Source organism: Sandarakinorhabdus sp. (assembly GCF_031422795.1).
Classification (GTDB): Bacteria; Pseudomonadota; Alphaproteobacteria; order Sphingomonadales; family Sphingomonadaceae; genus Sandarakinorhabdus.
Map to the genome: position 1 here is coordinate 1 of NZ_JANPML010000041.1, position 12,574 is coordinate 12,574.

General features: G+C 65.3%; 10 protein-coding genes and 2 pseudogenes. 5 read left to right on the top strand and 7 right to left on the bottom strand.

Annotated elements, in window-relative coordinates; translation table 11 throughout:
- Positions 1-621, top strand: a pseudogene (locus RMO81_RS01605) (MFS transporter); the annotation flags it as partial.
- Positions 618-2,786 carry a penicillin acylase family protein gene (locus RMO81_RS01610; protein WP_310473978.1) on the top strand — a complete coding sequence of 723 codons (2,169 nt, stop codon included), beginning with the start codon at positions 618-620 and terminating at the stop codon, positions 2,784-2,786. The pseudogene RMO81_RS01605 and the gene RMO81_RS01610, both read left to right, overlap by 4 nt.
- A 153-nt stretch (positions 2,787-2,939) precedes the next feature.
- On the opposite strand, the gene RMO81_RS01615 is transcribed toward RMO81_RS01610, so the two are convergent.
- The 7 genes from RMO81_RS01615 to RMO81_RS01645 form a co-directional block, all read right to left on the bottom strand.
- Positions 2,940-3,257 carry a GIY-YIG nuclease family protein gene (locus RMO81_RS01615; protein WP_310473979.1) on the bottom strand — a complete coding sequence of 106 codons (318 nt, stop codon included), beginning with the start codon at positions 3,255-3,257 and terminating at the stop codon, positions 2,940-2,942.
- A gap of 132 nt (positions 3,258-3,389) precedes the next feature.
- The gene (locus RMO81_RS01620; protein WP_310473980.1) at positions 3,390-4,892 is read right to left on the bottom strand and encodes a M28 family peptidase; all 1,503 of its coding nucleotides are present in this window, start codon (positions 4,890-4,892) and stop codon (positions 3,390-3,392) included.
- A gap of 31 nt (positions 4,893-4,923) precedes the next feature.
- Positions 4,924-5,202, bottom strand: coding sequence for an HPr family phosphocarrier protein (locus RMO81_RS01625; RefSeq protein ID WP_310473981.1), 279 nt, complete (start codon positions 5,200-5,202; stop codon positions 4,924-4,926).
- Positions 5,199-5,600 carry a PTS sugar transporter subunit IIA gene (locus tag RMO81_RS01630; RefSeq protein WP_310473983.1) on the bottom strand — a complete coding sequence of 134 codons (402 nt, stop codon included), beginning with the start codon at positions 5,598-5,600 and terminating at the stop codon, positions 5,199-5,201. The genes RMO81_RS01625 and RMO81_RS01630 overlap by 4 nt, the downstream gene beginning before the upstream one ends.
- Positions 5,597-6,967 carry an RNase adapter RapZ gene (gene rapZ, locus RMO81_RS01635; RefSeq protein WP_310473985.1) on the bottom strand — a complete coding sequence of 457 codons (1,371 nt, stop codon included), beginning with the start codon at positions 6,965-6,967 and terminating at the stop codon, positions 5,597-5,599. Before rapZ ends, RMO81_RS01630 begins: the two co-directional genes overlap by 4 nt.
- Before the next feature lies 1 nt (position 6,968).
- On the bottom strand, positions 6,969-8,510 hold the full coding sequence (locus tag RMO81_RS01640) for an ATP-binding protein (protein WP_310473986.1): 1,542 nt from the start codon (positions 8,508-8,510) through the stop codon (positions 6,969-6,971).
- 4 nt (positions 8,511-8,514) lie between these two features.
- Positions 8,515-9,261 (bottom strand): response regulator transcription factor, encoded by a 747-nt coding sequence (locus tag RMO81_RS01645; RefSeq protein ID WP_310473987.1) that lies wholly within the window; start codon positions 9,259-9,261, stop codon positions 8,515-8,517.
- A 203-nt stretch (positions 9,262-9,464) separates the two neighbouring features.
- On the opposite strand from RMO81_RS01645, the gene RMO81_RS01650 reads away from it, so the two are divergent.
- The 3 genes and pseudogenes from RMO81_RS01650 to RMO81_RS01660 form a co-directional block, all read left to right on the top strand.
- Positions 9,465-11,072 (top strand): phosphoenolpyruvate carboxykinase, encoded by a 1,608-nt coding sequence (locus RMO81_RS01650; protein WP_310473988.1) that lies wholly within the window; start codon positions 9,465-9,467, stop codon positions 11,070-11,072.
- Positions 11,073-11,362: 290 nt separating this feature from the next.
- Positions 11,363-12,016 (top strand): annotated as a pseudogene (locus RMO81_RS01655) (DNA/RNA helicase domain-containing protein); the annotation flags it as partial.
- A partial coding sequence (locus RMO81_RS01660; protein WP_310473989.1) for a DNA/RNA helicase domain-containing protein occupies positions 11,926-12,574 on the top strand: 649 nt, incomplete at its 3' end. The pseudogene RMO81_RS01655 and the gene RMO81_RS01660, both read left to right, overlap by 91 nt.

Sequence of the window (12,574 nt, forward strand, 5' to 3'; positions counted from 1 at the left end):
GAAAAGCCGCCCGCCGTGCCGCTGGCCGAACTGGTGCGCCACCATGGCCGTGCCACGCTGTGCGGCATCGCGGCGGCCGTCACCTGCTTTGCCATCTTCTACATCGCGACCGCCTTTGCGCTGGGATACGGCACCACGCAATTGGGCTACAGCCGCGAAGCTTTCCTGCAACTGCAACTGGGCGCCATATCGTTCTTGGCGGCCGGCATCCTGATCGCCGGCTGGCTTGCCGATCGCACCAGCCCGCAGCGCGTGCTGATGCTGGGCAGCCTGGCCAGCATCGCGGTGGGCGCGGTCATGGGCCCGCTGATGCAGGCCGGCCCCGGCGGCGTGTTTGCCTTCCTGTCGTTGGGTCTGTTCGTCATGGGCTTCGTCTATGGGCCATTGGGCGCCTTCCTGCCCGGCCTGTTTCCGGCGCGCGTGCGCTATACCGGTGCGTCGGTGGCCTTCAACCTCGGCGGCATCATCGGCGGCGGCCTCACGCCGGTGATCGGCGCGGCGCTATCGGCGCGCTATGGCATCGGCGCGGTCGGCTGGTATCTGGCCGGCGCCGCGCTGGTCTCTGTGATAGGCTTGGCGCTCTTGCCGAAGGGGAACGCTGCCACTAGCCTTGGCGCATGATCCTGCGCCTCAGCCTCCTCGCCGCCCTTATTTCCACCTCGGCTCTGGCCTCGCCTGAAACCGACCGCTGGGCCCAACGTGCGTCCGCCGTCACCATCACCCGCGATGATTTCGGCATCCCGCACATCAAGGGCAAGACCGACGCCGACGCCGTGTTCGGCATGATGCACGCCCAGGCCGAAGACGATTTCAATCGGGTCGAAACCAATTTCATCAACGCAATGGGCCGCCTCGCCGAAACCGAAGGCGAAGCCGCCATCTGGCGCGACCTGCGCATGAAATTGTTCATCGATCCGGCTGAACTAAAATCACAATATGCCGCCAGCCCCGGCTGGCTGAAGACGCTGTGCACCGCCTGGGCCGACGCGCTGAACCATTATCTCAGCCTCCATCCGGGCGTGAAACCGCGCGTTATTACCCATTTCGAACCCTGGATGGCGCTCAGCTTTTCCGAAGGCAGCATCGGCGGCGATATCGAGAGCATCAACCTCGCCAACCTGGAAGCGCTGCACAGCGGCCAGCCGGCCAAATTGACCGCGCTCGATCTGGGCAGCGAACTGGCCGAACCGCTTGGCTCCAACGGCATGGCGCTGGCGCCGGCGCGCAGCACATCAGGCGATGCGCTGCTGCTGATCAACCCGCACACCAGCTTCTATTTCCGCAGCGAAGCCAAGGTCGAAAGCGGTCAGGGCCTCGATGCCTATGGCGCCAGCACCTGGGGGCAGTTCTTCGTCTATCAGGGCTTCAACCGCCATGTCGGCTGGATGCACACCTCGTCGGGCGTCGACAATATCGATGAATTTGCGCTCACCGTCGAACAGCGTGGCGGCAAGTGGCATTATCTGCACGGCACGACGTGGAAGCCGCTGGCCGAAAAGCGCATCAGCGTGCCCTACAAGGCCGCCGATGGCACGCTGCAAACCCGCAATTTCACCACCTATCGCTCGCACCACGGCCCGATCATCCGGGCGGAGAATGGCAAGTGGATCGCGGTGGCGCTGATGCACCGGCCAGTGGCGGCGCTGGAACAAAGCTTCCTGCGCACCAAGACCCATGATCTGGCCAGCTATCTGCAGGTCGCCTCGCGCCGCGCCAACTCGTCCAACGCCACGCTGTTTGCCAGTTCCAAGGGCGAGATCGCCTATCTCCACCCGCAATTCGTGCCGGTGCGCGACGCAAAGTTCAACTGGAAGAAGCCGGTCGACGGCAGCGATCCTGCCACCGATTGGCAGGGCGAACACAGAATCGATCAACTGCCCAGCGTCGCCAATCCGGGCAGCGGCTTTGTGTTCAACGTCAACAACTGGCCGTGGACCGCCGCCGGCAAGGACAGCCCGAAACAGGCCGCCTTCCCGCGCTATATGGACTATGCCGGCGAAAACCCGCGTGGCCCCAACGCGCTGCGCCTGCTGAGCGGCGACAAGAAGTTCGATCTGCCCGCATTGCTCACCACCGCATATGATCCCTTCCTGCAGGGCTTTGCCGATACGATCCCGCCGCTGGTGAAGGCCTGGGATGCCCTGCCCACCAGCGCGCAGAAAGACCGGCTGGCCGGGCCGGTCGCCGCGCTGAAGGCCTGGGATTATCGCACCGGCGAAGCCTCGGTGCCGACCAGCCTTGCCGTGTTCTGGGGCGACGAGATGATCAAGCGCTTTGGCCCCATCGCCAAGCTGGATGAGGAAGCCATCGTGCCGTATCTGGCCAGCGCCAGTGTGCCGGATGCCGATCGGCTGGCCGCGCTCGATACCGCCATTGCCCGCTTGGCCGGTGATTTCGGCGGCTGGGACACACCGTGGGGCCACATCAACCGCTTCCAGCGGCTGAATGGCGCCATCGCCGGCCGCTATGACGACAAATTGCCCTCAACCCCGATCGGCTTTGCCAGCGGCAACTGGGGCAGCCTCGCCAGCTTTGGTGCTGGGCCCGGCGTGGGCACGAAACGCTGGTATGGCAGCTATGGCAACAGCTTCGTCGCCGTGGTGCGCTTCGGCAAGGACGGCCCCGAAGCCCGCGCCGTCCACGCCGGCGGCCTCAACAGCAACCCCGCCAGCCCGCACTTCCGCGACCAGGCTGAACGCTATCGCAGCCACGATTTCCGCCCCGTCTATTTCACCGATGCGCAGCTGCAGGGGCATGTGGAGAAGACGTACCGACCTGGGGAGTGAATACCCAAACTTCCCATTAGGCACTCGTCATGCTGAACTTGTTTCAGCATCCATGGGAGGCCGTCCCCTAAGGGCGCGCTATCCGAGGCATTTGCGCCATGGATGCTGAAACAAGTTCAGCAAGACGGGTTCTCTTTGAGTGAGTGTCGCCCCTCATTCCCTCTCTCCCAATGGTGGCGCCAGTCCCCAGAGCACGGCCAGATCCTTCCATTCGGGGTTCTCGGCTTCGATCAAGTTGATCTTCCACTGCCGGTGCCAGCGTTTGAGCTGCTTTTCCCGCGCGATGGCGGCCGGCATGGTGGCGTGTGCCTCCGCCCAGACCAGGCGATGAACCCTGTAGTCGGCCGTGAAGCCAGGCAGCAGATTGTTCCGGTGCTGGTGCAACCGCTGCGCCAGATTGCTGGTAACGCCGATATACAGGGTGCCGCGTTTCTGGCTGGCGAGGATGTAGACGCAAGGCTGACGGTCCATTGGCCCTCACTACCAAAAGGGACTCGTCATGCTGAACTTGTTTCAGCATCCATGGCGCAAATGCCTCGGAAAGCCCGCATTTGGCCGCCTGCGTCCCATGGATGCTGAAACAAGTTCAGCATGACGAGTAACTTACGGGGAGGGCGGCGCACCCACCCTCATCACCGGCCTTGCCGCCCCATTCGCCGCCGTTTCCACCAGCGTGGAGAAAAACCGGTTGAAATCCCGCGCCGCGTCCAGATCCATCGGCGTCGAAATATCATCCTGTGGGCGGTGGTAACGGCGCTGGTACCAGTCGCGGTAAATCGCTTCTTGCTGGCTGCGCGGGTTGTAGGCGAAGACGAAATTTACCGCCGGGATGCCGGCTTCCATGAACGGCCATGAATCGACGCGGCGGATGAGGTTGCGTTCGGATTCGCGGTCGGGACGGATCTCGATCTTCAGCCCTTCCGCCACCGATTTCGCCGTGTCGGCCAGCGTGTTCTGGCCCAGCCCGTGCAGGGTGAGCGCCTTCAGCGGAAACAGCGGGCGCAGTTGATCGAGGTTGATGACGCCCACCAATTGCGCCTTGGGCACCGTCGGGTGCTGCAGCCACCAGCGCGCGCCGAGCAGGCCCTTTTCCTCCGCCGTCCACGCCGCGAACAATACGGGCCGGGCGAAGCCCTTGCCGCGACGCCGCGAAGCCAACTGGCTGATGAGCGCCACGTAGCCGGCGTCATCCAATGTGCCATTGTAGAGAGCGTCACCATTCACCGGTTCACCAAGGCCATAGCCATCGATATGGGCGCCGAGCAGCAGCACTTCATTGGCCTTCGCCTTGTCGGTGCCGGGCAGCAGGCCGATCAATTGCTCAGCGGTGAAACGGCGCTGCACCGTGGTCAATTTCGCCTCGAAGCGGCCAGGCAGATCGAAGGATTCAAGATCGCGGTGGTAGGTCGCGTCGGTGAGGATCGCCGCCGCCAGCCGGCGCGAGCCAGCGATCAGCGTGGCCAGCGCGGCGCCGTTGACGCGGAACTGCGGCAAACCGCTGGGCAGCGGCGCGCCGTCGTGTGCCACGCTGCGCGCATAGGCATCGGGCCAGCGCGGCGGCTCCACCGTGAAACCGACATCATCGACGGTGAGCAGCGCTACCGCGCCAACAGCGGTCACGGCCGCCAGCCGCTCCGCCGCTGTGGCACGGCCGGGGCGGCGGCTGCCGAAGCAGACGGCGATCTTGCCCTTTAACTCGGGGCCGGCTTCGGCGGCGCTGCAATAGCCGGCAAAGCGCATCGCGCCCGACAGGGTGGCCGGCAAATCGGTGGCCGGGCGCGGCGTGACGTCGTGCAGGAACCGCAGGGGCGCAGCCACGCCATCCGGGCTGACCACGCGCATATCCGCCGCCGTCACTGCCACTTCGTGCAGCGGCACAGTCTGGCGGAAACTGCCGTTCTCGCCGGCTGGTTTCAGCTTGGCGGCCTTGAACCAGCCTTCCACCAAGGTAATGGCGCGGGCGTGGCCGGGGCTGCCGGCGTCGCGGCCCTCCATGGCGTCGCTGCTGAGTTCGGCGGTGCGGGCCAGCCACGCCTTGGTGTCGGCATCGGGTTTGGCAATCGCCGGGGCAGCAAGCAGGGCGACGGTGAGGAGGAAGTGGCGCATCGCGCAACGAGAGCGCGGAACCGGCCGGGGGTCAATCCTCGCCGAACTTGTCCATCACCAGGCCGGCCAGTTTCGATACGGCGGCTTGCGCCTCCGGCCCGGTGGCGCTGATGTTGATGCTGTCGCCCATGGCGGCGGCGAGCATCATCAGGCCCATGATGGAAGTGCCGGTGACGGACGAGCCATCGTGGCTCACGGTCACTTCGGCATCGAAGGACGAGGCCATGGTGACAAATTTGGCGCTGGCCCGCGCGTGCAGCCCACGGCGGTTGGTGATCGGAACCTCGATAGGGCCAGCCGTCTCGCTCAAGCAGCCTCGCCCAGCATACGGCTGGCAACCGCGATATATTTGCGCCCCGCGTCCTGCGCGGCCTGCACGGCGGCTTCGACAGTGCAGGTCTTGCGCACGCTGGCCAGCTTGATCAGCATCGGCAGGTTCACGCCGGCAATCACTTCCACTTGGCTGCCGAGAAGCGAGATGGCGAGGTTGGACGGGGTGCCGCCGAACATGTCGGTGAGGATGATGACGCCCTGGCCTTCGTTGCAGCGCGTTACGGCAGCCGCGATATCGGCGCGGCGCAGCTCCATATCGTCGTCAGCGGCGATGCAGATCGGTTCCAGACACGACTGGGGACCGACGACATGCTCCATCGCTGCCACGAATTCAGCCGCAAGGCGGCCGTGCGTTACCAAAACCAATCCGATCATCGTTCGCCGCCGTCGCGCGCTTTGGCCGAGTCTGTCAATGGGGAGCCTGCAACCACGGCCGCATCCGCGCCTTGTTTAGCGATATCCCGATGCACCAGTGCCACATTCTGGCCGGTAGATACCAGCCGTGCCGCCAGCGCCCGCGCCACCGCGACGCTGCGATGGCGGCCACCGGTGCAGCCGATTGCGATGGTGAGATAGGCCTTGCCCTCCCGCGCATAACCAGGAAGCAGGGTGCGCACGAGATCGTCGATCTTCTCGAGCGTCGGGGCATAAAGCGGATCGGCGGCCACGTGCGCCGCCACCTGATCATCCTCGCCGGTCAAGGGCCGCAGCGCGATATCCCAGTGCGGATTGCTGAGGAAACGCATGTCGAACACCAGATCGGCATCGCGCGGCAGGCCAGCGGAAAAGCCGAAGCTGAGGACGGTGACAGTAAGGCCCGGCGAATAGCCGCCACCAAAGCGTTCGGAAATGCGCATCCGCAGATCGGTGACCGACAATTCGGTGGTATCGATGACCAGATCGGCCCAGCGCTGCAGCGGACCCAACAGTTCGCGTTCGGCGCGGATGCCGTCGATGGCGGGGCGGTCGAGCGCCAGCGGGTGGCGGCGGCGGGTTTCGGAAAAGCGCCGGATCAGCACATCATCGCTGCATTCGAGGCAAATCAGCTTTGCATCGCGGCCAGCATCGCGCAGGGCAGCGACGCGCGCGCCCAGCGCGGCGGCATCAAAAGCCCGGGTGCGGGTATCGATGCCCAGCGCCAGCGGGCGACCTTCGGCGCCGGCAATCAGCGCATCGAGCAGGGTGAGCGGCAGATTGTCCACCACCTCGTGCCCGGCGTCTTCCAGCGCGCGCAGCACGGTGGATTTGCCGGCACCGGACAGGCCGGAAATGATCAGGATCGGCGGGCTCACGTCGCTTCTTGTGCCGGCAAGGCCGGGCGTTGCCAAGCCATGCACTTGCAGAGCCCTTGCGGCGCGCTGCGGCGCGGAATCCCCGAACGCATCGAAGCCGAGCCGCGGGATGGAGCGGCCAGCCAGCGGCAGCTGATCAATCTCTGGCAGCCGGTCGGGCGCGGCCGCCAGATCGAGCGCCAGCGCGATGGCAGCCGGTGCCGTGGGTTCCGGCACGATGCCCACGCCGCGCACTTCCATCAGGCCGGCCAAACGCGGCGGCGCAGACGCGATGAGCCGGTCGCCGTCGACGGTGACCACCACCCGATCATCCGCCACCAGCCGCCAGCCCGCCGCCACCAGCCGCAGCGCCAGATCGGATTTGCCGGCGCCCGAAGCCCCCAGCAGCAGCACCGCCCGGCCATCGAGCGCAACGGCCGTGGCGTGGATGGTTTCGGGGAGCGTCTCCATCTCAGGCCGCCGGCAGGATCACACGGAACTGCGCGCCGCCGCCCGGTGCATCGTCCACCACGACCTGGCCGCCGTGCGCCGCCACAATGGCACCGGCGATGGACAGGCCCAAGCCGCTATGCCGGCCGAAATCCTCAGCCGCAGGGCGTTCGGAATAGAAGCGCCGGAAGATGTCGCGGCGGTTGGCGGGCGGCACGCCGGGGCCGGAATCGCTGACCACCAGTTCGACCTGGGCGCCAGCGCGGTTCAGCGCCAGTTCCACCTGGCCGCCATCGGGCGAGAAGCTGATGGCGTTGTCGATCAGGTTCCTGAGCACCTGCGCCAGCCGGCTGGCATCGCCTTCGATCAGCACCGGCAGCGCTTCGCCGGCGCGCGTCACCATCACGCCGCGGGCCGGCACCGAAATGCCATAGGCCGCCACCAGGCCATCACACAGGGCGCCAACATCGATGGGCTGGAAACCGGTGCGCGACAATTCTGCGTCCAGCCGGCTCGCATCGGCGATATCGGTGATCAGCCGATCAATGCGGCCGACATCATCGCGGATCACCGCCAACAGTCGCGCGCGCAGATCGGGCTGCTCCACCCGTTCCAGCACGTCGACTGCAGAGCGCAAGGACGCGAGCGGGTTCTTCAATTCATGGGCGACATCGGCGGCAAAGGCTTCGGTCGCGTCGATCTGGCGGCGCAGCGCGGTCGACATGTCGGAAATGGCCCGGGCCAGTGCGCCGATCTCGTCCTTGCGGTCGGGCAGGCGCGGCACCACCACTTCACGGCTGCGCCCCAGCCGCACCCGGTGCGCCGCAATTGCCAGCAGGCGCAAGGGCCGCACAATGGTGCGCGCCAGATACAGCGACAGGCCGAGCGTGAGCGCCATCACGCTGAGCAGCAACCAGGCCGAGGTCAGGCGTTCGCGGCGCAGGATATCCGCCAGATCATCGGCCGAATCGGTGAGCAATACAGTGCCAAAGCCGGGCACCGGCGTGGCGGCATTGACGATCAGGCTGCCATCGCTGGCCCGCCGCAATTCGGTGACCGGCCGGGCGGCATTCACGCTGCGCGCCAGTTCCGGCCACACGCTGGCGGTGTCCACCACCGGTTCGGCATAGGCGGCAAGCGTGCGGAACCCCAACACGACATCCAGTGCCCGATCGATGGCCTTGGCCGAGGATCGGCGCCAGCCATAGGCGGCTGGATCCTCGATCACAAAGCGCGGATTGCGCGGGCTTTGCCAATTGTCGGCCAGCCGCGTGCCGTCATCGGCATACAGGCGCACGCGGGTGCCGCGTTCCATGCCGAGCCGGGCAACGCTGCCGGCGCGCGCTGGCTCCGGCACATATGTCACCAGCCGCGACACGGTGATGGCTTCATTGGCCAGACTGGCCGTGCGTTCATCAAGCAGCCGCGACCGCACCGTATCGAGATAGAGCAGCATGATCACCAGCACGATCAGCGCCAGCAGGTTCACGGCAAAGATGCGGGCGCGCAGGCTGCCAAAGCCCAGGCCGCGGCGCCATTCCTGCACGGCCACTTCGGCCTTCACCCGCCTATTCCTCGTTGAAGCGGTAGCCGACGCCGTACAGCGTCTCGATCGCCTTGAACTGATGATCAACAGCGCGGAACTTCTTGCGCAGGCGCTTGATGTGGCTGTCGATGGTGCGATCATCCACATACACATCGTGGGAATAGGCTGCATCCATCAGCTGATCGCGCGATTTCACAAAGCCAGGGCGGGCAGCCAGCGTTTCGAGGATCATGAATTCGGTAACGGTCAGCGCGACATCGCCGCGCCGGCCTTCGCCGGCATCCCAGAACACGCGGTGGCGGGCCGGATCCATGGTCAGGCGGCCGCGCACGATGGGATCGGCGGCGGGCGCGTCTTCATCGCCGGATTCGGGGGTGGCCCGGCGATTGGCGGTGCGCCGGAGCACGGCGCGGATGCGTTCGATCAGCAGGCGCTGGCTGAACGGCTTGCCGATATAATCATCGGCACCCATCGCCAGGCCCAGCGCCTCGTCGATTTCGGTGTCCTTGCTGGTCAGGAAGATCACCGGCACTTGGACTTTCTCGCGTAGGCGGCGCAGCACCTCCATACCGTCCATGCGCGGCATCTTGATATCCAGCACCACCAGATCGGGCGGGCTTTCAAGCAACGCCTTCAAGGCGGAATCGCCATCGGAATAGAGCCGCACCACAAAGCCTTCGGCCTGCAGCGCAATCGACACCGAAGTGAGAATGTTGCGATCATCATCGACCAGGGCGATGGTGGGGGCTGGCGGGCTTTCGATATCCATCGTTCGCCTATGTGGAACCTTGGCTGCCGGCTGGCAAGGGCGCGCCCGTGTCGGCCATAAGCTAGGCCTGTCGGTTACGACAGGACATGGCTGCCATGCGGCAAACGTTGCCCCCGGTTCTTTGACGAATTGGCATGTGTCGGTTATGCGAGCATGCAAATTCGGGCAGCAAGGGCTGACCCGGTGATGAGGGAGTATTCACCGTGCCGTCAACTGTTGTGCCCGCCCATGGCCTTCAACAACAAGGACTTGCCACGCCGGCCGCCCTGCACTGGAACCTGTTGACCGGCGCCCTGGTCGAGCTGGCCGTGCAGCGCGGCGAAGGCCTGCTGTCCGAACATGGCGCGCTGGTGGTTGAAACCGGCAAGCACACCGGCCGCAGCGCCAACGACAAGTTCATCGTGCGCGACGCCGCCACCGACGGCACCATCTGGTGGGACAAGAACAAGAGCATCACGCCCGCGCAGTTCGCCGCCATCAAGGCCGATTTCGAAACCGCGCTGAAGGGCAAGAAAGATCTGTTCGTGCAGGATCTGTTTGGCGGCAGCCAGCCCGAATATCGGGTGAAGGTGCGCGTGATCACCGAATTTGCCTGGCACAGCCTGTTCATCCGCACCCTGCTGGTGCGTCCCGAACTGGCCGATCTGGCGGCGTTCGTGCCGGAATACACCATCATCGATCTGCCCAGCTTCAAGGCTGATCCGGCCCGCCACGGCTGCCGCAGCGAAACCATCGTGGCGGTCGATTTCGAAAACAAGACCATCCTGATCGGCGGCACCGCATATGCCGGCGAGATGAAGAAGAGCGTTTTCTCCATCCTCAATTACCTGCTGCCCTTGCAGGGCGTGATGCCGATGCACTGTTCGGCCAACATCGGCCCGGCCGGCGACACCGCCGTGTTCTTCGGCCTGTCCGGCACCGGCAAGACCACGCTTTCCGCCGACGCCAGCCGCACGCTGATCGGCGATGATGAACATGGCTGGTCGGATACCGCGGTCTTCAACTTCGAAGGCGGCTGCTATGCCAAGATGATCCGGCTTTCCGCCGAAGCCGAGCCGGAAATCTATGCCACCACCCGCCGGTTCGGCACGGTGCTGGAAAATGTCGTGATCGATCCCGTCACCCGGGTGATCGACCTTGATGACAACCGCCTGGCGGAAAACAGCCGCGGTTCCTATCCGATCGATTTCATCCCCAACGCCTCAGCCTCCAACATGGGCCCGGTGCCGCGCAACATCATCATGCTGACGGCCGATGCGTTCGGCATCCTGCCGCCGATCTCGAAACTGACGCCGGATCAGGCCATGTATCACTTCCTGTCGGGCTATACGGCCCGCGTTGCCGGCACCGAAATCGGCGTGACCGAACCGGATGCCACCTTCTCCACCTGTTTTGGCGCGCCGTTCATGCCGCGCCATCCATCGGTTTATGGCAATCTGCTGAAGGAACGCATTGCCAAGGGCGGCGTTGACGTGTGGCTGGTCAACACCGGCTGGACCGGCGGCGGCGCCGGCACCGGCGGTACGGGCACCCGCATGCCGATCAAGGTAACCCGCGCCCTGCTCAACGCCGCGCTGGATGGCAGCCTGAAAAATGCCGAGTTCCGCACGGACGACAATTTCGGCTTTGCCGTCCCCGTCTCCGTCCCCGGCGTCGAACCCACCATCCTCAACCCGCGCGAAACCTGGGCCGACAAAGCCGCCTATGACGCGCAGGCCCAGAAACTGGTCGGCATGTTCATCACCAACTTCGCCCAGTTCGAAGCCCATGTGGACGCCGGCGTGCGGGATTCGGCCCCCAAGGCCGCCTGAGCCGACACGCCAATGACAAGAGGGCGGCCCGCAACGGCCGCCCTTTTTCGTTGCGGCCATTCGATTCACCTGGCAGCCTGGCTGGCATGAAGCGCGCCTGGTTTGATGCCCCTGCAGAAGTGTTCGCAAAGGCAGCGCCCGAATTGCTGCTGGGGCACCTCACCAAATCCACGCAATTCCCCGCCGAATTACCGCAGATCGCTGCGTGGCAATTCACCATCACGCATCTGAAGCAATTGGCCGCGACTCTGCCCGATGCGCATTTTTTCATGGAATTTGCCATTCCGCGCATGGGACGCCGCGCCGATGCCGTGATCGTGGCCGGCCCGTTGCTCCTGGTGCTGGAATACAAGGTTGGCGAACGCACCTTTCCGCGTCACGCCGTCGAACAGGCGCATGGTTATGCCCTCGATCTCAAGAATTTCCACGTCACTAGCCACGACAAGGCGATCGTCCCCCTGTTGATCGCCACCGAGGCGCAGCCCCAGCAATTGGGCCTGGGCTTCTGGGCGCCCGACAAGGTGCACGCGCCCATCTGTCTGGCCCCTGACGACGTGCTTCCCAGCATCCAGCGCCTGCTCGCCACCGGTTCAGGCTCAGTAATTGATGCCGAGCCCTGGGCTGCCGGCGCCTACCGCCCGACGCCAAGCATCATCGAAGCGGCCGAAGCGCTCTATGCCGGCCATGATGTCACCGCCATCTCCCGCTCCGAAGCGGGGGCAGAAAATCTGTCGCGTACCGCAAACGCCATTGCGGCGGTGGTGGCGCGGATGCGAACACAGGGCGGAAAGGCCATTTGCTTTGTCACTGGCGTGCCCGGTGCCGGCAAGACGCTCGCCGGGCTCAACCTCGCCTGCCAGCGCCATCCCGACCACCCGGAAGAGCATGCCGTTTTCCTGTCTGGCAACGGTCCGCTGGTGAAGGTGCTGCAGGAGGCGCTGCGCCGCGACGGGAAGCGCAAACGCGCCCTGCCCGATCTGCCCGAAGTGCGCATTCTGCAAGCCCGCGAACCCGATGCCTTCATCAGAACGTCCACCATTTCCGTGACGAGTATCTTGCACCCGACCGCGTGCCGACCGAGCATGTGGTGATCTTCGACGAGGCACAGCGTGCCTGGGATCGCGCAATGACCAGCGATTTCATGCGGCGCAAGAAAGGCCAGCCGGCGTTTGACCAGTCCGAACCCGGCTTCCTTCTGTCGGTCATGGATCGGCGGCCGGATTGGTGTGTCGTCGTCTGCCTGATCGGCGAAGGGCAAGAAATCAACCGCGGGGAAGCCGGCGTCTCCGAATGGCTGAACGCGCTGCAGGCCGGGCTGCCCCACTGGCAGGTCTTCCTGCCGCCGCACCTGATGGCCGAGGGCGGCACCATCGACGGGGCAATGCGGTGGCACCTAGCGCACCGTGGCGCGGTCGTCGATGCGGGGCTGCACCTAGCCGTGTCGGTGCGCTCGTTTCGCGCCGAAGGCGTGTCGGCGTTCGTCGCGGCGCTGCTGGCCGAAG

Bases quoted from the DNA above. Each gene is read 5' to 3' on its own strand.
- RMO81_RS01610 (WP_310473978.1), top strand. From the start codon at position 618: ATGATCCTGCGCCTCAGCCTCCTCGCCGCCCTTATTTCCACCTCGGCT.
- RMO81_RS01615 (WP_310473979.1), bottom strand. From the start codon at position 3,257: ATGGACCGTCAGCCTTGCGTCTACATCCTCGCCAGCCAGAAACGCGGC.
- RMO81_RS01620 (WP_310473980.1), bottom strand. From the start codon at position 4,892: ATGCGCCACTTCCTCCTCACCGTCGCCCTGCTTGCTGCCCCGGCGATT.
- RMO81_RS01630 (WP_310473983.1), bottom strand. From the start codon at position 5,600: ATGATCGGATTGGTTTTGGTAACGCACGGCCGCCTTGCGGCTGAATTC.
- rapZ (WP_310473985.1), bottom strand. From the start codon at position 6,967: ATGGAGACGCTCCCCGAAACCATCCACGCCACGGCCGTTGCGCTCGAT.
- RMO81_RS01645 (WP_310473987.1), bottom strand. From the start codon at position 9,261: ATGGATATCGAAAGCCCGCCAGCCCCCACCATCGCCCTGGTCGATGAT.